General features: G+C 70.0%; 25 protein-coding genes. 7 read left to right on the top strand and 18 right to left on the bottom strand.

Annotated elements, in window-relative coordinates; genetic code table 11:
* Nucleotides 1-11: 11 nt before the first annotated feature.
* The 3 genes from NRK68_RS21855 to NRK68_RS21865 all read right to left on the bottom strand — a co-directional run bounded on the left by NRK68_RS21855 (nucleotide 12) and on the right by NRK68_RS21865 (nucleotide 2,445).
* Nucleotides 12-704 carry a class I SAM-dependent methyltransferase gene (locus NRK68_RS21855; RefSeq protein WP_257856491.1) on the bottom strand — a complete coding sequence of 231 codons (693 nt, stop codon included), beginning with the start codon at nucleotides 702-704 and terminating at the stop codon, nucleotides 12-14.
* Nucleotides 705-1,616: a phosphotransferase family protein gene (locus NRK68_RS21860; protein ID WP_257856492.1), complete on the bottom strand. Its 912-nt coding sequence runs from the start codon at nucleotides 1,614-1,616 to the stop codon at nucleotides 705-707.
* Nucleotides 1,617-1,695: 79 nt separating this feature from the next.
* Entirely contained in the window at nucleotides 1,696-2,445 is a 750-nt protein-coding gene (locus tag NRK68_RS21865) for a hypothetical protein (RefSeq protein WP_257856493.1), read from the bottom strand.
* A gap of 193 nt (nucleotides 2,446-2,638) precedes the next feature.
* Here NRK68_RS21865 and NRK68_RS21870 point away from each other — a divergent pair, with 193 nt between their 5' ends.
* The 5 genes from NRK68_RS21870 (at nucleotide 2,639) to NRK68_RS21890 (ending at nucleotide 6,420) form a co-directional block, all read left to right on the top strand.
* Nucleotides 2,639-3,994 carry an NsdA family TPR-like regulatory protein gene (locus NRK68_RS21870; protein ID WP_257856494.1) on the top strand — a complete coding sequence of 452 codons (1,356 nt, stop codon included), beginning with the start codon at nucleotides 2,639-2,641 and terminating at the stop codon, nucleotides 3,992-3,994.
* A 1-nt stretch (nucleotide 3,995) separates the two neighbouring features.
* Nucleotides 3,996-4,526: an NUDIX domain-containing protein gene (locus NRK68_RS21875; RefSeq protein WP_257856495.1), complete on the top strand. Its 531-nt coding sequence runs from the start codon at nucleotides 3,996-3,998 to the stop codon at nucleotides 4,524-4,526.
* Between the two features lie 84 nt (nucleotides 4,527-4,610).
* Nucleotides 4,611-5,486, top strand: a complete 876-nt coding sequence (locus NRK68_RS21880) for an SMODS domain-containing nucleotidyltransferase (protein WP_257856496.1) — start codon at nucleotides 4,611-4,613, stop codon at nucleotides 5,484-5,486.
* Nucleotides 5,476-6,039, top strand: a complete 564-nt coding sequence (locus NRK68_RS21885) for an SLATT domain-containing protein (protein WP_257856497.1) — start codon at nucleotides 5,476-5,478, stop codon at nucleotides 6,037-6,039. The genes NRK68_RS21880 and NRK68_RS21885 overlap by 11 nt, the downstream gene beginning before the upstream one ends.
* Nucleotides 6,040-6,210: 171 nt before the next feature.
* Nucleotides 6,211-6,420: a hypothetical protein gene (locus tag NRK68_RS21890; RefSeq protein ID WP_159041215.1), complete on the top strand. Its 210-nt coding sequence runs from the start codon at nucleotides 6,211-6,213 to the stop codon at nucleotides 6,418-6,420.
* 9 nt (nucleotides 6,421-6,429) lie between these two features.
* On the opposite strand, the gene NRK68_RS21895 is transcribed toward NRK68_RS21890, so the two are convergent.
* The 8 genes from NRK68_RS21895 to NRK68_RS21930 form a co-directional block, all read right to left on the bottom strand.
* The gene (locus NRK68_RS21895; RefSeq protein ID WP_257856498.1) at nucleotides 6,430-7,584 is read right to left on the bottom strand and encodes a caspase, EACC1-associated type; all 1,155 of its coding nucleotides are present in this window, start codon (nucleotides 7,582-7,584) and stop codon (nucleotides 6,430-6,432) included.
* Nucleotides 7,581-7,940, bottom strand: a complete 360-nt coding sequence (locus NRK68_RS21900) for an effector-associated constant component EACC1 (RefSeq protein ID WP_257856499.1) — start codon at nucleotides 7,938-7,940, stop codon at nucleotides 7,581-7,583. The genes NRK68_RS21895 and NRK68_RS21900 overlap by 4 nt, the downstream gene beginning before the upstream one ends.
* A 155-nt stretch (nucleotides 7,941-8,095) precedes the next feature.
* Nucleotides 8,096-8,725 carry a DUF6000 family protein gene (locus NRK68_RS21905; protein ID WP_257857902.1) on the bottom strand — a complete coding sequence of 210 codons (630 nt, stop codon included), beginning with the start codon at nucleotides 8,723-8,725 and terminating at the stop codon, nucleotides 8,096-8,098.
* A 2-nt stretch (nucleotides 8,726-8,727) separates the two neighbouring features.
* Nucleotides 8,728-9,459 carry a HEAT repeat domain-containing protein gene (locus NRK68_RS21910; protein WP_257856500.1) on the bottom strand — a complete coding sequence of 244 codons (732 nt, stop codon included), beginning with the start codon at nucleotides 9,457-9,459 and terminating at the stop codon, nucleotides 8,728-8,730.
* Nucleotides 9,456-9,842: a CPCC family cysteine-rich protein gene (locus NRK68_RS21915; protein WP_257856501.1), complete on the bottom strand. Its 387-nt coding sequence runs from the start codon at nucleotides 9,840-9,842 to the stop codon at nucleotides 9,456-9,458. The genes NRK68_RS21910 and NRK68_RS21915 overlap by 4 nt, the downstream gene beginning before the upstream one ends.
* Before the next feature lie 340 nt (nucleotides 9,843-10,182).
* Nucleotides 10,183-10,446, bottom strand: coding sequence for a type II toxin-antitoxin system RelE family toxin (locus NRK68_RS21920; RefSeq protein WP_144381307.1), 264 nt, complete (start codon nucleotides 10,444-10,446; stop codon nucleotides 10,183-10,185).
* Nucleotides 10,439-10,708: a type II toxin-antitoxin system Phd/YefM family antitoxin gene (locus NRK68_RS21925; protein ID WP_007266282.1), complete on the bottom strand. Its 270-nt coding sequence runs from the start codon at nucleotides 10,706-10,708 to the stop codon at nucleotides 10,439-10,441. Before NRK68_RS21925 ends, NRK68_RS21920 begins: the two co-directional genes overlap by 8 nt.
* A gap of 320 nt (nucleotides 10,709-11,028) precedes the next feature.
* Nucleotides 11,029-11,274: a type II toxin-antitoxin system RelE family toxin gene (locus NRK68_RS21930; RefSeq protein WP_183069751.1), complete on the bottom strand. Its 246-nt coding sequence runs from the start codon at nucleotides 11,272-11,274 to the stop codon at nucleotides 11,029-11,031.
* Nucleotides 11,275-11,304: 30 nt separating this feature from the next.
* Between NRK68_RS21930 and NRK68_RS21935 the strand changes: the two genes are divergently transcribed.
* Nucleotides 11,305-11,586 (top strand): type II toxin-antitoxin system Phd/YefM family antitoxin, encoded by a 282-nt coding sequence (locus NRK68_RS21935; RefSeq protein ID WP_183069750.1) that lies wholly within the window; start codon nucleotides 11,305-11,307, stop codon nucleotides 11,584-11,586.
* Nucleotides 11,583-11,837: a Txe/YoeB family addiction module toxin gene (locus NRK68_RS21940; protein WP_183069749.1), complete on the top strand. Its 255-nt coding sequence runs from the start codon at nucleotides 11,583-11,585 to the stop codon at nucleotides 11,835-11,837. The genes NRK68_RS21935 and NRK68_RS21940 overlap by 4 nt, the downstream gene beginning before the upstream one ends.
* A 124-nt stretch (nucleotides 11,838-11,961) precedes the next feature.
* Here the strand turns inward: NRK68_RS21940 and NRK68_RS21945 are convergent, their stop codons facing one another.
* From NRK68_RS21945 to NRK68_RS21975, 7 genes are all read right to left on the bottom strand, one after another.
* Nucleotides 11,962-12,543, bottom strand: coding sequence for a Uma2 family endonuclease (locus NRK68_RS21945; RefSeq protein WP_183069748.1), 582 nt, complete (start codon nucleotides 12,541-12,543; stop codon nucleotides 11,962-11,964).
* Nucleotides 12,544-12,849: 306 nt separating this feature from the next.
* On the bottom strand, nucleotides 12,850-13,917 hold the full coding sequence (gene purM, locus NRK68_RS21950) for a phosphoribosylformylglycinamidine cyclo-ligase (RefSeq protein ID WP_257856503.1): 1,068 nt from the start codon (nucleotides 13,915-13,917) through the stop codon (nucleotides 12,850-12,852).
* Nucleotides 13,918-13,951: 34 nt separating this feature from the next.
* A complete protein-coding gene (locus NRK68_RS21955) occupies nucleotides 13,952-14,839 on the bottom strand; it encodes an NAD-dependent epimerase/dehydratase family protein (RefSeq protein ID WP_183069789.1) in 888 nt (295 codons plus the stop codon).
* Nucleotides 14,836-16,416: a class I adenylate-forming enzyme family protein gene (locus NRK68_RS21960; protein WP_257856504.1), complete on the bottom strand. Its 1,581-nt coding sequence runs from the start codon at nucleotides 16,414-16,416 to the stop codon at nucleotides 14,836-14,838. Before NRK68_RS21960 ends, NRK68_RS21955 begins: the two co-directional genes overlap by 4 nt.
* Nucleotides 16,413-17,600 (bottom strand): cytochrome P450, encoded by a 1,188-nt coding sequence (locus NRK68_RS21965; protein ID WP_183069788.1) that lies wholly within the window; start codon nucleotides 17,598-17,600, stop codon nucleotides 16,413-16,415. The genes NRK68_RS21960 and NRK68_RS21965 overlap by 4 nt, the downstream gene beginning before the upstream one ends.
* Entirely contained in the window at nucleotides 17,597-18,340 is a 744-nt protein-coding gene (locus tag NRK68_RS21970; RefSeq protein ID WP_183069787.1) for a glycosyltransferase family 2 protein, read from the bottom strand. The genes NRK68_RS21965 and NRK68_RS21970 overlap by 4 nt, the downstream gene beginning before the upstream one ends.
* A complete protein-coding gene (locus tag NRK68_RS21975; protein WP_257856505.1) occupies nucleotides 18,337-19,347 on the bottom strand; it encodes a 3-oxoacyl-ACP synthase III family protein in 1,011 nt (336 codons plus the stop codon). The genes NRK68_RS21970 and NRK68_RS21975 overlap by 4 nt, the downstream gene beginning before the upstream one ends.
* Nucleotides 19,348-19,358: the final 11 nt, after the last annotated feature.

Consider the following 19,358-nt stretch of genomic DNA (forward strand, 5'->3'; position numbering starts at 1 on the left):
GCCTCCGTCGGTCAGCGTTTCCGGGCGGTGATCAGGAGAGTGGTGGGCCACGGGTCGAGACGCGGGTGCCGCAGCTCGATGGCCGAGGTGATCCGCAGGCCGGTCCGGGAGAGATGAGCGGCCCAGCGGTGGGCGTCGAACTCCCAGCGGGCGATGGGCAGCCGGGTGCGGTCAGGCATGGTGACGTAGTCCTTGCGGGGACGGTCGTCCGCCGAAGGATGTCTTCCTGCCCGTGCCGGGTGGGGGACGGAGAAGGCCAGTACGCCGCCGGGCACCAGGCGGTGGGAGATCGCGGCGAGCAGAAGCTCCGGAGCGACCAGGCCGACGGCGCCGAAGACCGAGTAGACCGCGTCGAAGGTCTGGCCGGTGGCCTGGAGCTGGTGCACCGCATGGCCGGTGGAGAAGGCGGCGCCCTCGATGTGACCGTAGTGCGACCGCGCTCGCCGTACCTGGAGGCCCACCAGGTCGACTCCGGTGACGCGGGCCTGGTGGTGTCGGGCAAGGTGAGCCACGTTGTGGCCCGGACCGCACCCGAGCTCCAGGAGGCGCTTGCCGCGCAGGTCCCGGCCGAGGATCTCCGCGCCGGGGCCCAGACCGGGGTGGGTACTCCACTCCATCCGTGCCGGAGGAACGAGCGCGTGGGCCGGTGCGGTGACGAGACGCTGGGCGGCGTGGGCGTACCAGGGGGAGACCTGGGCGAGCACCTAGACCTCCAGGAGTTGGACCACGTCGTTCAGGTGGCGGCGGACGACGGGGATGTACGCGAAGTCCCTGGTCGGGTCGTTGATCCAGCGGATCGCCTGCTCCATGAACCACTCGACGGCCCACATGCGGTGCCAACCCAGGGCCCATGCCTCGGCGGTCAGGCCGCCCCGGGCGGCGAGGGCGTCCTCGTGCCCTCCGGCGGCGACGTACTGCTCCAGGAACACCCTCAGCCGGACAGGGCTGGGCGCCTCGGTGGTGCCGTGGTACGAGGCGAGGTCGATCAGGCCGGGGCCGGTGAAGGCGCGGGCGAAGTCGAGGAGGTGCCAGCCCTCCTCCCCGATGTGGACGCTCGTGGGGTGGAACTCGGAGTGCACCCAGCCGAAGGGGTCGAGCGTCGCCCCCTGGGCGCGGGCCTCGGATGCTGCGGAGATCTTCCCCAGCACGGTCTCGATGTCGTCGCAGTCCGTCCACCGGTCGGCCTTCCGCAGCCGCTGGAGGTGGTCGAGGGCCCGCCCGGGCAGGGCCGCGAGGCCCGTGCCGTCGAGGAAGGGCAGACCGCTGGCCGGGCGGGCGGCGTGGAGCATCACGGCGGCGGCGACGCCGTCGAGGTCGTCGGCGTCCCGTACCGGGGTGCCGAGGTCGTCCATGAGCATCCCGAGCCACTTGTCCTGCATGGCGGTGGAGTGGAGCTCGGGGACCGGCAGCCTGCGCTGGTGGGCGATCCGCAGGGCCTGGGCTTCGCGGTCGAAGGGCTCTTTGGCGTACTTGAAGACGGCCGTGGTGCCGTCGGGGAAGGTGACGCGCTCGACGCCGGACATGCCCCAGACGCGGATCTCCGTGCGTTCGGGGAGGGGCTTGCGGATGAGGGCGCACAGGTCGTTCAGCAGGGCGGCGGTCAGGCTCTGATCCATGTGGGTGTCTCCAGGGGCTGGTGGGCTCCGGGACGGGCGAGCGTGTCAGCCCGCCCCGGAGCCGTACGGGGGTGGGGGGCTACTCGGCCGCGGTTACGCGGTGGGCGTAGACCTGCTCGATCCAGCCCGCCTTGAACGCGGCGAGGTCGTCACGGAAGTTGGCCATCGAGGCACCGTAGGGCGCGACCACGCCGCCGGACTGGTCCGGCACGGACTGGCAGCCGTGCACGAGCCGGCCACCGAGGGCGGCGTGGGCCTTGATGGACTCGATCCGGCGGTGCTCGTTGAACCAGCCGCCGTGGTAGACCTCGTCCAGCATTCCGCCCGTCTCGTCGTCCAGGTCGAAGACGACGGAGGTGGCGGCGGGGAAGAACCAGCACGGGCCGACGTTGGAGATGTGCCCGTCCAGCTCGACCTTGTTGAGCGCCATCAGCGTGGCGGCCTCGCGCAGCATGCGCAGGTGATCGGCGGTGATCTGCGGCAGGCCGAGGCCGGCCAGGTGCTCCTCGCGGAAGAGGTACGAGTAGACCCCGTACGCCGTCGCCAGCACGCGGGCGGCATCCGACGTGGACTCGCTGTGGTTCTTGATGAAGTCGAGCGCGAGCTGCTCGACCGCGCTCTCGGTCGTCTCCTCCACGTCCAGGAGCTGGGACTTGACCAGCTCCCAGTCGGCGACGAGCCAGCTGTTCGATTCGAAGCGGAAGAAGTACTCGGCCGGGTCAATCGTGATGTGCCGGCCGTCGACCTGGATGCCGGGCAGGCGGCTCCAGCGCGGGTCGAAGGCGTCGGGCAGCTCGACCGTGATGGTCGCGGTGTCGATGGTGGTCACCGTGTCTCCGTCTCTGATCGTCCGGGCTCGGGCATAGGAATGCCCGAGCCCGGTAGGGGCGTACGGAACTTGGGGGCCGCCCGGCCCGAGAGTGGGGCGGCTGTCGATAAGTGAACCGCCCGCTACGCAGAGTGGGTACCGTGTGACCGAGCCCAAGCGGTATACGCGGTTTACAGCTCCGGGACGGAGGAACGTGCCAGCGCCGACCGACCTCAACTCCCGCCTGCGCGAGACGATCCACGCAGCTGGATGCACGTACGAAGCCCTCGCCAAGGACGTCCGCCGCATCGCCGCCGAGAACGGCGAACTGCTCCAGACCAACAAGTCCGCGATCTCCCACTGGGCCAACGGCACCCGTGCGCCCTCAGGCCAGGCCGGCCAGTACCTCGCCGAAGCCCTCTCCCGCCGCCTCGGCCGCATCGTCACCCCGACCGAGATCGGCCTCCACCCCGGCGACACCGAAGCCACCTCGAACGGCGACCCGGTCGTGACCGTCACCGACCTCGGCCGTGCCGACGTCGAACGCCGCCGTTTCCTCACCATCGCCGCCTTCACCACGGCCGGCGTCGCCATGCCGCTCCTCCACGACCACGAAGCCACCTCCCGAATGCTCCGCGCCCGCACGGGCCGCTCCCTCGTCGGGGCTGAGGACATCGACGTTGTACGCCAGATCACTGCGGCCTTCAGCGCAGCCGACGAACGCCTCGGCGGTGGCCACGGCCTGACCACCGTCACCGCGTACCTCGCAGACACTGCTGCCCCGATGCTCCGCGGACGCTTCCCTTCGGAGCCGTTACGCCAGGCCGCCTTCGGTGCCGTCGCCGAACTCGCCTACCTCGCAGGCTGGAAACACCACGACCTCGGCCACGAAGGCGCAGCCCAGCGTTACTACCAGGTCGGCTATCAGCTCGCCTGCGAAGCCGACCCCCACGGCCACGCCGCCTGGATGATGCGCGCCCTTGCCCACCAGGCCCTCAGCCTCAAGCAACCCCACCACTGCGTTGACCTCGTCGAAGGCGCCCTCACCCGCGGCCTCGGCCACGTAGACGGCCAGACCGAAGCCCTCCTCCACATCACCCACGCCCGCGCCTACGCCGCCACCGGCGAGAGCCCCTCGGCCGCCCGTGCCCTCCTCGCCGCCGAGGACGCCCTCCTCCGGGACGACGGCCCCCAACCCAGCTACTCCCGCGTAAGCGGCCCCGCCGCCGGCACCGTGGCCAGCCACACCGCCCGCACCCTGACCGATCTCGCCGACCACATCGGCACCGAACAGCAGCACCGCGACGCCCTCACCCGCTGGGACCCCGAGAAGTACAAGCGGGTCCACTCCCTCACCCACGCCGACCTCGGCGACAGCCTCGCCGCCCAGGCCCGCGCCGACGAGGCTGTCGCCGCCTGGACCCAGGCCCTGGTCCTCATGGAGGGCATGACCTCCGACCGGACCCGTAAGGCAATCACCTCAATCCGCTCCACGCTCGCGGTCTACCAGCGCCGCCGCGTTCCCGGTGCCGCCGATCTCGCCCGCCGCGCTCGCGAGGCCCTCGCCTAACATGCCCAACAACCCGCCCGACGAAGGGAACACCGTGGCCCAGCAGACCGACGACCGCTCCCAAGCCCTCAAGCCAGCGCTCGAATCCATGACCCTGCTGGTCGCGGCTGTCATCGTCCACGACAAGGCCACCAACCGCGTCGTCCTGCTCCAGCGCAGCGAGAACGCCAAGTTCGCCCAGGGCATGTGGGACCTCCCCGTCGGCAAGAGCGAGCCGGGCGAGCCCATCACGGAGACCGCGGTCCGCGAGCTCTACGAGGAGACAGGCCTCACCGTGAAGCCCGAGTCCCTCAAGGTCGCCCACATCATCCACGGTGCCTGGGGCGTTGAAGCCCCCAACGGCTTCCTCACGGTCGTCTTCGCCGCCCACGAATGGACCGGCGAACCCGAGAACCGCGAACCCCGCAAGCACTCCCAGGTCCGCTGGATCGACGCCGACGCCCTTCCCGACGAGTTCGTCGAGACAACCGCCAGCGCACTCCACAGCTACCTCACGGACGGGCCTCCGGTGTCACTGAATGGGTGGGTGTAGCGCCTGACCGTCTCGCAGAAATGCCCGTCCATCTGTCAGTAGCGCGCTCTACGCTCATTCCTCCAGTGCGAGCAAGGGGGGCCCTTGAGTACGGCGAGCAGGTTCGACAGTTTTCTGAAGAACATCAACGTGACGAATGATCACCGCGCAGCCGCCCTGACGAGCGTGAACGCTATCGCCCGCAAACTGCAAGGGCACTACAGCAACGCACCGTACACCGATGCCTGGCGGATGGTCATCGGCTCGTACGGGAAGGGCACGGCGGTACGCCCGCCGAGGGATGTCGACGTCCTGTTCTTCATGCCCGTCCACGAGTACGACCGATATACCAAGTACACCTACAACGGGCAGTCGGCGCTTCTGCAAGACGTTCGGCGCCTTCTCCTGCAGCGCTATCCGCGGACCGAAATCGGCGGCGACGGCCAGGTTGTAGTCGTCGACTTCTCCACCGGACACAAGGTGGAGGTCCTGCCCGGCTGGCATCGGCGAGGTGGCGGGATGATCGTGCCCAATACCCACGACGGTGGCAGCTGGCAGCATGTCGACCACAACGCAGAGATCGCCTTCGTTCAAGACTCCGACGCCAAGACCAACGGCAACACCCGCAATCTCATCCAGATGATGAAGGTGTGGCAGACCCACTGCTCGGTCCCCATCAAGTCGCTGGTCCTGGAACTTCGAGGCGTGGAGTTCCTGAAGGGGTGGGAGCACGCCCAGTCGTCCACGACCTACTACGACTGGATGGTGCGGGACTTCTTTGCTGAGCTCATCAAGAAGGCCAACTCCTGGCACACGATCCCCGGTACCAGTGAAAAGAAGCAGTACGGTGACGCCTGGCTGAGCAAGGCGCAGAGCGCCCACGGGCGGGCGGTCAAGGCATGTGAGTATGAGCTGGCCGACAAGCAGCTCAGCGCCGCAATGGAGTGGCGCAAGATTTTCGGGGGTCAGTATGAGTTCTAGCTCGGCTACTGGACACGCAGCGAACGTCCAGTCCATCCGGGAAGGCTTCGGCCGCGTCGTCTACTCACACAAGACCCACGAGAAGGCCCGGGAGCTGGAGGCCACCAAGGCTGAGCGGGCGAAGTGGATCAACATCATTCTGCTGACGCTGACCTCCGGGACGCTGCTGACCTCCGTGATCACGAACGAGCGGACCCTTCTCTACATCAGCAGTTTTGCATCTGCCCTGGCGTTGGCCTTCACCATCTTCCAGCTCAGCTTCACGCCGGAGAAGGTCGCTGAGCAGCATAGGGCTGCTGCCAAGGAACTCTGGTACATCCGGGAGCTTTACCTGCACCTGCTCACCGACATACAAAGCGATCCGCAGGTGGTGGACATCCCGCGCCGCAGGGACGAACTGCTCGAGAAGTTGAACCACATCTATCGGCTGGCGCCCGACACGTCGAGCCGTGCCTACCGGGCCGCTCAGCGAGCCCTGCAGATCGACGAGGACATGACCTTCAGTAGCGCGGAGATTGATCGCTTCTTGCCGGAGGCGCTACGTACCTCCTGACGCTGGCCTGGCCGTGAGTGTCACTGGACAACAGGGACCCCATGGCAGGCCAGTTGAGCCGGACCCGGTTGGTTCAGAATCAGCCGCACGTAATCGTTTGCCCCCTCGTTGGGCTGGACGCTGCCACACTGGCGAAGGTTCAGAGAAGCAGTCTCGTCGGGGGAGAGCGCAGTGGCGCAGAAGAGCGACAAGCCTTACTACCGGGCAGGGCACTGGGTGCGGCCATCAGCCGTCAAGCAGGTGAAGAAGCCTGCGACGGGTGTCATCGTCGTCGCTGCGTTGCTGGCCATCGCTGCTTGGAACACGGTCTTCGGTGATGACAGCGCGGCGCCTGCTCCGGCTCCGCAGCAGCCGCTCCCGACCGCCGCAGCTACTCCCTGAACGGGTATCTCAGCTGCGGTCGTTTCGTCGGGATACTCGCCCCGCCAATCGCTCCAGCAGCGTGGTGTGTTTCTGACTCGGCCGGGGGACGGTGGGCCGGTCCGCTGCATCGATCGTTGTCTCTGTTAGCAACCGCATCCACACGGCTTGCCACTCCGCGACCTGCGTATCCGGTACGCCGCAGGCAGACAGGTACGCCGCTGTGGTCTGCCAGGTCTTGGGCAGGCTCTCGCGATTCAAGAGCCGACTGACGGTGCCGGCTGAGACGCGCCCACCAGAACGTTGGCTGACCGTCTGATGGGTGAGACCGCTCGTGACGCGAACGTCTGACAACGCCTTGAAGAAGCCCTTGACAGTGCGAATGCCCGAGGGACTGGGCCAGGAGCGTTCTGACGCGCGGTTCTTGTCGGCGGGAGGAGCGGACCCCGTTGCCGGCAGGTAAGCAGGGTTGCGGCCGAGAGCCAGTTGCGCTCCCGTGTTCCTGTCTCTCGCCTGTGGTGCGGGACGCCCCTTGGCCGCCAAGCTGATGCGCATGTGTCGGTACAGGGCGCCGAACTCCAGCAGCTCAGGTCCGTGGGGTATGCCCATCTGAAGGGTGTCCAGGAGCTCTCCGGTGAAGGCGGTGAACGGCTCACCGGGTGGGGCAAGCGCTGGGCGCGTTTCTGCGGCAGCGGCCAGCAGGAATGTTCCCTCGACGGATGCCTGATCGGCCAGATCTGCCGGGCCACCCATCGACCCGAGGGCACGGCCGCTGTAGCAGCAGTCGAGGATGACAACACATCGCTCGGCCCGGCCGGTCAGGAGCGCCTGCCGTAGCCACCGATATGGCAGCCCGGTCTCGACCTGTTGCTGCCTGGACTGCGGCATGGCCAGATAGAGGTCATGTTCCGGGTCGACCAGCCCATGACCCGCGAAGTAGACGAGCACGGTGTCACGCGCTTGCTCGGCTGCCGCCCGCACCGCGGCCATGGTCATCTCAGCAGTCGTGGGGTTGGAGAGGGTCACGCAGTGTTCCGGCGGCAAACCCCAGGAGGAGGGTTCTGCCAGTGCCGCGGCCAAAGCCGTCAGGTTGTTGGACACCGCAGGCAGTGGCTCAAGGTGGTCATAGCGACTGGTGCCTATCAGCACAGCGCGGGTCGCGCCAGGATCAGGCAGGGCGCTCACGCCTCTGGTGCCTCATCTTCGGCCGGAGTTTCAAGAGCTCGGACGACACGGTCGATCTCGTCATCGCTGCACTGGGTAAGAACGATCACGGTGTCACCTCGCCTGATCTCGATCCGCGGGTCCTGGGGCCTCGTTCGTTTCCAAGCCGCCAGCGCCACCACGAAGGAGGCGGCGCTCCAGCCGTTGTCGGTCACCAATTGGATGACGTCCACCAGACCGCCCATCTGCCCGGGCGCGGGAGGCTGCTCCCGGAGCGTCAGTGAGGACGACCTGCGGATATTTATATCTTCCCGAAGCCAACTGTGCAGTGAGCGCAGCTCGTCAGCTTCTGCCGTCACCCGTACGTCAACGCGCATGGTTTCCCCTGTCTCCACATGTCGCCGCTCTCGCCTACCTCCATCGTCTGACAGAGCGTTCCTCCTGGTGTGGGTTTGGCTCAATACCGCTCTTACCTGGTGTGGAATGAGCGGTGGCATGGCCAATGGAGGGCTCGGGGGCCGATGCACCCCGATTACGGGCGGGACCAGCCGTTGGCGAAGTCGCAGTGGAGGTCTGTCCAGCGGCGCAGCTCGGCCGGGGTGTGGCTGGGGTAGCCGAGGCGTCCCACGCCCTTGCCCCAGTGGTCCCAGAGGCCGTCGGGCTCCGTGAAGCGGTCGGCGTGGTTGGTCCCGAGGCGGGCGTCGAGGTGGAGGAGGGCGCCAAGTGCGTCGGGCTGGTCGTAGTGCAGGTCGGTGCGGGGGAGATAGCGGTCGAGGTAGGTAGTCAGGATCTCGGCGTCCGCGTGCGTGCCGAAGCGGGCCAAGGCGAAGCAGTAGGCGCCGCCGGAGTAGCAGACCTCGCTGGCCAGGAGCAGGTCGCCGATGCGCTTGCGGAACGATTCGCGGCGATCGATACCGATCAGCCAGGCGGCTGTGAGGCGCGAGCGCCATTCGTAGGCGAGTAGGGCTTCCAGTTCGGCGTCGGTGATGGTGGCGGCGTCGTCGATCAGGTGGCGGGCGAAGCGTTTGGCGTGCGGCCACCCCGGCCGCAGGACGCGCGCGCTGTTCAGTTCGAGGTAGCGCGGGTGGTCCGAGTCCTTCCTCGTGACGTAGCGCTCGATCACGTAGCCGTAGCCGGTTTCCTTGGGGTGCTGGGATGGCATCGTCACCTCTCCGGGTATAGGTCGGTACGGTCGATCCAGGTGGGGGCGACGAAGACGTTGTCGCCAACGGGGGCTTCGGAGGCTTCCAGCAGGGACCAGGCGCGGGCCTCTTCTACCAGGTGCTCCCAGGGCGCGCTCCAGTCGAGCTGCCAGTCGATGCCCGGGCCGGAGACGCAGTACGTGCGGCCGGCGTCCACCCGCCAGAACTGGGAGTAGAGGATCAGCTGGGCGTGGTCGGCCAGGTCGTTGATGATCGCCGTGAAGTGGGCGGAGGGCCAGCCGGGGCAGTCCGCTCTGGCATGGGCGCGCAGGCGGGCGGTCAGGGAGGGGACGACAGGGCTGCGGGCACCGAGTTCCGTCAGGGCCCAGCGGATGCCGTCGGGCTCGGTCCAGTCCGGCGGGGTGGCCCGCTCCAGGCAGGCGCGGTAGGCGCGACGGAGGGGCTCGACCGCACCGTCGATCTCCAGGCCCGCCAGGGCCACGGCCGCCCATTCGCGGACGGTCGGGTTGTCGCTGTCCAGCAGTCTGATGAGGGCGGGTCCGCAGCGCGGGTCGCTCACCTCCTGGAAGACCTCGATGGCGGTCAGCTGTCCGAAGCCGCCGAGGGAGGGCAGGCCGTCGACGATGGCGGGGGTGGCGGCGGAGCCGAGCCAGATCAGTTCCGCGCGGGCGTCGTAGGACACGCCGGCATCGCCGTCGAGCTGCTGGACGAGTCGCTCGATGTGGGAGGTCATGACGTCGGATGGTCGCGGCGCCAGAAGGTGTGGAGCCACCAGCAGAGCACCGAGCGGTCGTCGGGCCACGGGGCGCGTTCGTCCGAGTCCCAGTCCTCGAAGGAGTCGCGCGTCAGGTCGATGGGGCGCCAGGCGGGGTCGAGTGACTCGTCCTCGGCGGGAGGGCGGACGTACTGCCGGACGCGCTGCTTGCAGGCGCCGAAGTCCTGGTAGTTCCGCTGGGCCTCGATCAGGGAGACCTTGTTCGCTCCGCCGTCCATGGTCGGCCAGCGGAACTGGACCCCGTCGTCCTCCCAGAAGCAGACGGGGCAGATCTCGTAGGAGCCGGGCATGGCGTCGAGCACGAGGTGCCCGCAGCAGGGACAGGGGTAGCGGTCGCTCACCTGCGCAGTCTCGTTGCAGGTCCGGCCGGTGCGCCATGGATTTCTCGGCCTCCGCAGGCCCGGCCAGTCCGCAGCCAGTCCGCGGGACACTCGTAAACGGCCGTCGGGAGCCAACGCATGCCAACTGGGAAATCCCAGGTCAGAGCCCTGGAGGGGGCTCCGTCGCAGGTCACGATCGGGCCGCAGACATTCCGCTTCAACGTGTAGTCGTACGCATACTGCACGTGAGGTGCTGAGGCAAACGTGCAAGTCAGAAGGGGTCGGGCTCTGTCGAGTCCGACCCCTTCGTCATCACCGTGCCGGATGGGTGCTGGATATTCTGACGTGTGGTCAGCGGTGGTCAGGTGTCGTAAACGGTGGACCGGTGCCCCACGTGAACGACCCAGACCACCAGTTCCCCGTTGTCGATCGTGTAGACGACGCGGTAGTCGCCAACCCGTAGTCGCCGGCGGTCTGGCTGGGACACGAGTGCGGTGGTGTTGAAGCCGAGCGGATCGCTTTCCAGCTCGGTCAGCTTGGCCAGGATGCGCAGTGCCATCTCGCGCGGGATCTTCCGAAGCTCAGCCTGCGCCTCGGGGCGGAAGACGGTTCGGTACTCACTCACTGCGAGCCAGCGTCTCCCTCATGATGTCCTCGATCGGGATGCCGGGTGCGGGGTTGGCCATGCGCTCGTCGATGATCCGATTGATCTCGCGCTCTTCCCACTCCTGGTACTTGCGCAGCACCTCGATGGAGACGACGGCGGCGACTTCCTTGCCGCGGCGCGTGATCACGGTGGGTACGTCGTCGCGGTCGGCGCGCTCCACGACCTCGGCGAGGTGTGCCCGCACGTCTCGGATGGACTCTATGGGTAGAGGCTGCGTCATGCGCTCAAGCGTACCGAGTGTCGCATGTGTACACAACGCTTCGCGGGCCGCGGGCGTTCGTCGCGCTCGTGCGTGCTGGATGTGCTGGATGAACTTGCACCGTGCTGGATGGGTGCTGGATAAGGGCTCCGAGAACCGCGTTTTCGCAGGTGGGAGCGCTGTCCTGAACGTTCCGCTTCAACGTGTAGTCGTGCACTCACTGCACATGATGTGATCGATCGAGTGTGCAGATGAAGGGGTCGGACTCCGTCGAGTCCGGCCCCTTCGTCGTCACCGTGCTGGGTGGGTGCTGGATATTCTGACGCGGAGTCAGCAGGTGATCAGGTCTCGTTCACGGTGGACCGGCGTCCCACGTGAACGATCCAGATCACCAGCTCGCCGTTGTCGATCGTGTGGACGACGCGGTAGTCGCCGACGCGAAGACGGCGCCGTTCCGGCTGTGACACGAGTGCGGTGGTGGTGAAGCCGAGAGGGTCGGTCTCCAGCTCGGTCGGCTTGGCCAGGATGTGCAGCGCCATCCCTGGCTGGATCACCCTGCGCGAGGGGTGTCGGTACTGGTACGTCATTAGGTACCACTTCGGGGAAGAGGTCAGGTCATGTCCATAACCGCCAGCGAAGCCCGCAGGGAACTCTTTCCGCTGATCAAGAAGGTCAACGAGAACCACGAGGCCATCGAGATCGTCTCGAAGCACGGCAACGCCGTGCTCGTCTCGGCCGAGGACTACGCGGCCCTGCGTGAGGGGTCGTACCTGCTGCGCTCTCCGGTGAACGCCCGCCGGCTGCTCAAGGCGTACGAGAACGCCCTGGCAAACATCAATGTGTCGGAGCGCGAGCTGATCGATCCGGACTCGGCGGACGCGGGTGCCGGTGCCGCGTGAGGCTTGTCTTTGAGGATCAGGGCTGGGAGGACTACACGTCCGGGCTCAAGAGCGACCGCAAGATGCTCGCCCGGATCAACAAGCTCATCGAGGACGTCAGACGTGACCCGTTCTCAGGGATCGGCAAGCCCGAACCTTTGAAATACCACCTGCCCGGCGCGTGGTCGCGGCGGATCGACGACGAGCATCGCCTCGTCTACCTGGTGACGGAGAAAGAGATCATCATCCTTGCGGCTCGGTACCACTACTGACCGCCGTGCCGTGATGGTACTGGGAGGGGCCCTCCGAAACGACGTTTCCGCAGGTCGCAGCTCTGCAGCAGAAGGGGTCGGACTCCGTTCGAGTCCGCCCCCTTCTGCATTCCCGTGCTGACTCTCAGCTGCTTCGGGGCGGCGTGAGTTTGTCGAGGTCCAGGCTGATCTCGAAGGGCACCGGGCGCTGGAGGGTGCCCCGGAAGATCCCGGCGGGCGCGTAGGCGCCGGTGGGTTCGTCGAGCTCGTAGACGTGGACGACGGGTGCTCCGTCCTCGTCCTCGATGCACCAGTAGTGCGGGATGCCGGCCTCCGCGTACTTGCGGAGCTTTACTGTGCGATCGCGATGGGCGGACTCGGGGGAGACGACTTCGATGACAAGCTGGACGTCCTCTGGCGCGAACCAGGTGCGGTCACCGTCGAAGTCGGCCGTCGTCACCAGCAGGTCCGGTTCGGGACGGTTGCGCGGGTCGAGTTTGATGGTCATCTCGCGGCCGACTCTGGTGTCGGCGGGCACCTGTTCCATGAGGGCGACCGTGAGCATAGTGACGAGGTGGCCGTGCCACCACCTCTGTGGCGACATCATGAAGACGAGGGCTCCGTCGATCAGCTCGGTGTGGCGGGGTGCCTCGGGGAGGCGGTCGAGGTCCTCCGCGAACCAGCCTTCCGCGCGCGGCGGGCGCATCCAGTCGGGCAGTGCGGTCATGGCTTCACGGTAGCGGGCCGCAGCCCAACCCGGAGAGCCAATGAAACCGGTCCGGTGGCTTTCGGCAACTTGCCGCGCCATGACCGGCCACGCGCCCAGCATCCGGCCATGAGTGACTCATCGGTCCAGGTCGCCCCGGTGGTCATCTCCGTGGCGGCTCTCAGTTGCCCAAGCCAACGCCCTCACAGAGAAGGCGCACCGTGAGCAGGCGGAGCCGTACGTCATCGTCGACATCAGAACTCCCGCCATCAGTCCCTACCGGGCAACTGACGGAGGTTGCGGGGCATTTCCCGGCGGCGGTTCGCGTCAGGCCGGGTGGGCGCCGGTGAGGGACGCTCCGGTGGTGTGGTCGCCGCGGTCCAGGATCTCGCCCGCCACCCAGGCGTCCACGCCCCGGTCGGCCAGCGCGGTCAGGGCCACGTCCACCGACTCCTGCGGGACCACGGCCATCATGCCGACGCCCATGTTCAGGGTCTTCTCCAGCTCCAGCTGCTCCACCTGCCCGGCCTTGCCGACCAGGTCGAAGATCGCGCCGGGCGTCCAGGTCGCACGGTCGACGGTGGCGTGCAGGTGGTCCGGGATCACCCGGGCCAGGTTGGCCGCGAGGCCGCCGCCGGTGATGTGCGAGTACGCGTGCACCTCGGCCGTCCGGGTGAGGGCCATGCAGTCCAGCGAGTAGATCTTGGTGGGCTCCAGCAGCTCCTCGCCGAGGGTCCGGCCGAGCTCCTCCACCCGCTGCTCCAGACGCATCCCCGCCCGCTCCAGCAGCACGTGCCGCACCAGCGAGTACCCGTTGGAGTGAAGACCGGAGGCCGCCATCGCGATCACCGAGTCCCCCGTACGGATGCGATCGGCGCCGAGCAGGCGGTCGTACTCGACGACGCCCGTGCCCGCACCGGCGACGTCGAAGTCGTCCGGGCCCAGCAGACCGGGGTGCTCGGCGGTCTCGCCGCCCACCAGGGCGCAGCCGGCGAGGACACAGCCCTCGGCGATGCCCTTGACGATCGCGGCGACACGCTCGGGGTGCACCTTGCCGACGCAGATGTAGTCGGTCATGAAGAGCGGTTCGGCGCCGCAGACGACGATGTCGTCCATGACCATCGCGACCAGGTCGTGGCCGATGGTGTCGTACACGCCCAGCTGGCGGGCGATGTCCACCTTGGTGCCGACCCCGTCGGTGGCCGAGGCCAGCAGCGGGCGCTCGTACCGCTTGAGGGCGGAGGCGTCGAAGAGGCCGGCGAAACCGCCGAGGCCGCCGAGGACCTCGGGGCGCTGCGTCTTCTTCACCCACTCCTTCATCAGCTCGACGGCGCGGTCTCCCGCTTCGATGTCGACGCCCGCGGCCGCGTAGCTCGCACCGGTGTCAGAGGTCACGGTCATGCCTTTCGGGGGAGTGCGGGACGGCGGGTCACCACGCGCCGGCGCCGTCGAAGGAGGTGGGCGCCGGGTCGAAGCCGAGGTCCCGGCGCGCGGCGCCCAGGGCGAGGGTGCGTTCCACCGCGAGATGGCTGATCGCGTAGCGGGTGAGCCGCGGCGGGCTGGGCCGCCGGGCGAGCCGCCACGCGGTCTCGGCTGCCACGGCGGCGGCGTCCGCGGCCCGGGCGGGCAGGCATCGCAGGCGTACCCGGATGCCGCGCGCGGCCAGCAGCTCGCGCAGCGCCTCTCCCACGGGTACCGGCTCGGCGTCCGCGACGTTGTAGGTGCCGGGCGGGGCGGCGGGGTCGCAGGCACGCAGCGCGGCGGCGGTGAGGTTGCCGATGTGCGTGAGGGACTGCGCGGCCGTGCCGTCGCCGGGCAGGAACAGGGAGCCGCCGCGCACGGCGCCGAGCACCCGGGGCAGCAGGGTCCGGTCGCCCGGGCCGTACACGGCGTGCGGGCGCAGCACCACGGTGTCGGGGCGCCCGTCGAGGGCGCGTTCGGCGGCGGCTTTGGACGCGGCGTACGGGGTGAGGTAGCGGCGGACGGGGGCCTCGGACTCGTCGGCGTGGACGGTCGGACGGAAGGGGTCGTACACGCTTGCGGTGGAGATGTGGACCAGCCGGGTGCCGGGGAAGGATGCGGCGACGTGCCGGGTGCCGGCGAGGTTGGCCCTCCACACCGGGCCGGGGGCGCCCCAGTCGCTCACGGCAGCCGCCGCGTGCACCACCGCGTCGACCCGGGGGGCGTCGGCCCACCGGCCGGTGGTGAGGTCCCAGTCGGCGCGGGTGAGGGCGTGGACGGTCCAGCCGCGCTCGGCCGCCGCGCGGCAGACCGCGCCGCCTACGAAGCCGCGTGCGCCGGTGACGGCGATCCTCATCGCACCGGCTCCGTCCCCCGGGCGGCGCCGCGGCGCAGCCGGTCGCGGAGCGCGTCGCGGTCCGGTTTGCGGGAGCGGCCGGCGACGGGGACGCGGTCCAGGACCACCACGTCGTCGGGGAGCACGGCGGCGTCGAGCAGCGCGGGGAGCCGGCTGCGGACCCGGTCGGCGAGCGACTCCGGTGCGGTGCCCGGCCGTTCGGGGACGAGGACGAGGACGACGCGTTCGTCGCCGTAGTCGTCGGGGACACCGACGATGACCGCCTCGGCCACCCCGGGCAGGGCGGTGATGGCGGGTTCGTACAGGCCGGGGTAGATGTTGGTGCGGCCCCGGATGAGCATGTCCTTCTTGCGGCCGTGCAGGACCAGTCGCCCGTCCTCCAGCCGGGCGAGGTCGCCGGTGGCGTGCTGTTCCATGGGGGGACGGCCGAGGTAGCCGCGGCACAGGTTGGGTCCGGACACCAGCAGTTCGCCGTCCGGGGCGGTGCGGACGGTCACCGAGGGCAGCGGGGTGCCGAGCAGGTCACCGGGGCCGTCGTAAGCGAGCTTGTCCGCACCGGTGGCGACGGCGACGGGCAGGATCTCGGTCATCCCGTACACGGCGAGGACGGTGACGCCCGGCAGGGTGCGGGCGGCGCGGCGGAGCAGCCCGGGAAGGACCGGGGCGCCGCCGAGGACCAGGTACCGGAGGGTCGTGGGCACGGTCGCCTCGCCCCGCTCGACGGCGTCGAGGACGGTGGGCAGGTCGGCCGGTACGCAGAAGGTGTGGGTGGCGCCGTGCAGCCCGGCGGCGTACCGCACGGGGTCGGCGGCGGGCGCGAAGCCGTACGGGGGCATGGTCCAGTGGGCGCCGGTGATGAGGGCGGGGATGCCCAGCATCAGCTGGTCGGTGTGCACGGTGTCGCCGTCGCCCATCCGCAGGGCGTGTCCGCAGCCGGCCAGGCCGGCGCCGAGGGAACCGCGGGTGTGCACCACGGCCTTGGGGGCGCTGGTGGTGCCCGAGGTGAAGACGACCAGCGCCTCCTGGCCGGGCGCGGGTCGCGGCCGGAAGGCCCCGGCCGGTCCGGCGGCGAGCCGCCGCGCGGAGAGCGCTCCGGCGGGCACGCCGGGCAGTCTGCGGCCGGCGTGGATGTGGCGCAGGCCGAGCCGGTGGTAGTCCGGCAGCAGCAGTCCCCGGCGGCGGGCCAGCGGGCGGCCGTAGCGGGCGGCGGCGTACAGCAGTGACTCGGCGGCGGCCCAGCGGGGGGCGGCCAGCTCCTTGCGGGCGGCGAACAGTTCGGGACCGGCGCCCGGGTCGATGAAGACGACGGTGGCGCCCGCCGCGATGATGCCCAGGGCGAGGACGACGCCATCGGGACCGGGGCGTACGGAGAACAGCACTCGCTCCCCGGGTGCCATGCCCGCCTCGCGCAGCCCGTGCGCGGTGGCCAGCACGGCGTCGGCGAGTTGACGGTGGCTGAGCGTGGGCCCGCCGGGGCCGGTGAGCGCCGGGGCGTCGCCGCGCCGGCGGGCAGTGTCCATCAGCGCGGTGAGCACATCGGTGGTGCCGGGTCCGGTGGTGTGCGGGGTGTCGGTCACGGCGCGCTCCGTCGGGTCAGGGTGAGCCGGGCGTATCCGGGGATCAGCACCCGGCGGGCGGTGCGGCGGCCGGCGACCACGACCGGCCCGGCGGCGAGGACCGCGTCCAGTACCGCGCGGATCTGCGCCATGGCCAGCGGCATGCCGATGCAGAAGTGGGGTCCGGCGCCGAACCACAGCCGGCGCAGCTCCGGCGGGTGGGGCCGGCCGGGGTCGAACCCGCCGTACGCGGCGGCGCACAGCAGGGTCGCGACGACGACCCGGTCGCCGGGGGCCACGGGCACTCCGCCGACCTCGGTGGCCCGGGCGACGCTGCGGAGCATCACGGGCGAGGGGACGGTGACCCGGAGGGCCTCCTCGATCACGGCGGCGGTGTCGGCCGTGCCGTCGCGGAGCCGGTCGAGGAGGCCGGTGTCGTGGCAGATCGCGATGAGCCGGGGGATGAAGGACACCAGGGTCTCGGTGCCGGTGAGCAGGAACGCGCCGACCGCGCCGCGCGCTTCCTCCTCGGTGAGGCCGAGGCCGCGCAGCCGGCCGGGCAGGGTGTCGTCGCCCCCGCGCCGGTAGGCGTCCACGGCGGAGGCGGTGAGGCGCCCCAGCACCTCGCGGGCGTGCCGGATCTGCCGCGGGGGCAGGGAGTGCCGCCACAGCCGTACCGCCTTGGTGACCTCCGAGGCGTCCGCGTGGGCGGCGGCGAACCGCTCCGGCTCGGCCGGCATGCCGGTGATCTCGCAGATGGCGGCGCCCGCGCAGGACTTGGCGACGGCGACGAGGTCGGCCTCCTCGCCCGCCGCGAGCCGCCGGGTGAGGCCGGCGAGCGGCTGGGCCAGCACCCGGTCGCAGAGCCCGGTGACGTACCCGGGGGTGAAGAGGCCCGAGAGGCGGCGGCGCAGCGCGGTGTGGTCGGGTCCCTCCATGTTGAGCAGCACGGCGGGCCCGAGGACCGGGGTCCACAGGTCGGACGGGGAGCCGGGCCCGGTCTTGGTGAAGTGCGTGGTGTCGCAGAGGACGTCGCGTGCGAGGGCCGCGTCGCTGACGACGACGCCGACGCGCGGGACGCGTACCACCGGGCCGCGGGCCGCGATGGAGCGGAGCAGGCGGTAGGCGACCGGGTGGGCGGAGGTCTGCACCCGGTGCTCCCACCGCTGCCAGCCGGCGTCGGGGACGGTGGCGAGCGTGGTCATCGGATGTCCACCACCTCGGGGCGGTAGCGGTGGTCCGCGTACCAGCCCAGGGTCCGGCGCAGGCCCCATTCGCGCACCCGGCGGGCGGAGCCCCTGACCCGTACGTCCCTGCGCAGGCCGTACGCCGTCGTCAGCAGCCGTACCGCGTTGACCAGGGCCCGGTCCTCGTGGACCTCCTCGATGGCGGTGCGGGGGAAGCCTCCGGCGCGGACGTACAACCGGGCGGTGATCGCCATGTTGCAGCCGGGGGCCATGATGTACGGGCCGAGGTAGCCGGCGCCCCGGTTCCCGGGCCGGAACCGGCCGAACAGGGCGGCGACCTCGGTGGCGGCGACGAGCGCGGTGCGGCGCAGCGGGGGGAGCGGCGACTCGTCGGTGCGGGGCCTCAACCGCCCTGCGATCAGTTGCAGTCCGGTGCCGAAGGCGACGCGGATGCGGGCGGTCCAGTCGGGCGCCGGAAGGCAGTCGGCGTCGGTGCGGGCGAGGTGCGTGGCACCGTGGGCGATGGCGTACCGCATGCCGGTGTCGGCCGCGGCGCCGGTGCCCTTGCGGGTCTCGTGGACGACGTGCACGTCGCCGGGGAACGGGAAGGACCGGACGACATCGGCGGTGCCGTCCGTGGAGTTGTTGTCCACGACGACGAGGGAGAAGTCCCCGTCGGTCTGGGAGGCGAGCGCGCGGAGCGTCGCCGTGATGCCGTGGGCCTCGTTGTACGCGGGGACCACCACCCAGAGATTCACAGCCGGATCACGCTCATTCCCATGCTGATGCCGCCGGCGAGACCCACCAGGGCGACCAGGTCGCCGGGGGCGGCCCGGCCGCTCTCGCGCGCCCGCAGCAGCTGGAGGGGCAGGCTCGCGGAGGCGGCGTTGCCGTGTTCGGTGATGGTGACGGGGATCTTGTCGAGGGGCAGGCCGAACCGGTCGGCGAGCTGTTCGAGGTACGGCTCGGACACCTGGTGGACGCAGATGGCGGCCATGTCGTGCCAGCCGAGACCGAGCCGCTCCAGGGTGTCGTCGAGAACCTGGGAGCCGAGCCGTTCGAAGGCGCGGCGCAGGCCCACGCCGTCGAGGCGGAAGTAGGTGTGCTCCTCGCCGCGCGGGTGGGCGGAGCCCCCGGAGGGCAGGGTGCCGACGCTCCAGGAGGCGGAGTCGGCGGCGAACCCGCAGCCGATGACGCCCGGTTCGGCGGACGCCTCGACGAGCAGGGCGGCGCCCGCGTCGGACAGGGTGTAGCCCGGTATCGAGGTGAGGTAGGTGCGCAGGTCGGGCACCGACCAGCGCACCGCCCGGGAGGGGGACTCGCCGCAGGCGATGAGGATGCGGCGGTAGCGGCCCTGGGCGATGAGCGCGTGCGCGGTCTCCAGCGCGTTGAGCACACTGTTGCAGGCGTTCTTGACGTCGAAGGCGGGGCAGCGCAGGCCGAGACGGTCGGCGGTCATGTGCGAGGTGGCGGGCTCGATCATGTCCTGGCTGGCCGCGGCGAACAGGAGCAGGTCGATGTCGCCGGGGTCGGTGCCGGTGTCGGCGAGCAGCTTGCGCGCGGCGGCGGCGGCGACGTCGGACGCCTGCCAGTCGTCGGGCATGACATGGGTCTGCCGTACGCCGGTCAGCCGGGTGACGAGGCCGGGCGGCGGGCGGAAGCCGGTGGAGGCGGCGGCGACGAGGCTCTCGGTGTCGGCCACCGTGCGCAGGGTCTCCGGCAGGTGTACGGCGACTCCGGCGAGCCGGGCGTGGGATGCGGGCATGGACTGGTCTC

This window comes from Streptomyces yangpuensis, assembly GCF_024666385.1.
GTDB classification, from domain to species: domain Bacteria; phylum Actinomycetota; class Actinomycetes; order Streptomycetales; family Streptomycetaceae; genus Streptomyces; species Streptomyces yangpuensis.

What these genes read in the sequence shown, in the direction of transcription:
- NRK68_RS21860 (WP_257856492.1), bottom strand. Translation starts at nt 1,616, where the DNA reads ATGGATCAGAGCCTGACCGCCGCCCTGCTGAACGACCTGTGCGCCCTC.
- NRK68_RS21875 (WP_257856495.1), top strand. Translation starts at nt 3,996, where the DNA reads ATGCCCAACAACCCGCCCGACGAAGGGAACACCGTGGCCCAGCAGACC.
- NRK68_RS21885 (WP_257856497.1), top strand. Translation starts at nt 5,476, where the DNA reads ATGAGTTCTAGCTCGGCTACTGGACACGCAGCGAACGTCCAGTCCATC.
- NRK68_RS21900 (WP_257856499.1), bottom strand. Translation starts at nt 7,940, where the DNA reads ATGCGCGTTGACGTACGGGTGACGGCAGAAGCTGACGAGCTGCGCTCA.
- NRK68_RS21905 (WP_257857902.1), bottom strand. Translation starts at nt 8,725, where the DNA reads ATGCCATCCCAGCACCCCAAGGAAACCGGCTACGGCTACGTGATCGAG.
- NRK68_RS21910 (WP_257856500.1), bottom strand. Translation starts at nt 9,459, where the DNA reads ATGACCTCCCACATCGAGCGACTCGTCCAGCAGCTCGACGGCGATGCC.
- NRK68_RS21925 (WP_007266282.1), bottom strand. Translation starts at nt 10,708, where the DNA reads ATGACGCAGCCTCTACCCATAGAGTCCATCCGAGACGTGCGGGCACAC.
- NRK68_RS21930 (WP_183069751.1), bottom strand. Translation starts at nt 11,274, where the DNA reads ATGACGTACCAGTACCGACACCCCTCGCGCAGGGTGATCCAGCCAGGG.
- NRK68_RS21935 (WP_183069750.1), top strand. Translation starts at nt 11,305, where the DNA reads ATGTCCATAACCGCCAGCGAAGCCCGCAGGGAACTCTTTCCGCTGATC.
- NRK68_RS21945 (WP_183069748.1), bottom strand. Translation starts at nt 12,543, where the DNA reads ATGACCGCACTGCCCGACTGGATGCGCCCGCCGCGCGCGGAAGGCTGG.
- NRK68_RS21955 (WP_183069789.1), bottom strand. Translation starts at nt 14,839, where the DNA reads ATGAGGATCGCCGTCACCGGCGCACGCGGCTTCGTAGGCGGCGCGGTC.
- NRK68_RS21965 (WP_183069788.1), bottom strand. Translation starts at nt 17,600, where the DNA reads ATGACCACGCTCGCCACCGTCCCCGACGCCGGCTGGCAGCGGTGGGAG.
- NRK68_RS21975 (WP_257856505.1), bottom strand. Translation starts at nt 19,347, where the DNA reads ATGCCCGCATCCCACGCCCGGCTCGCCGGAGTCGCCGTACACCTGCCG.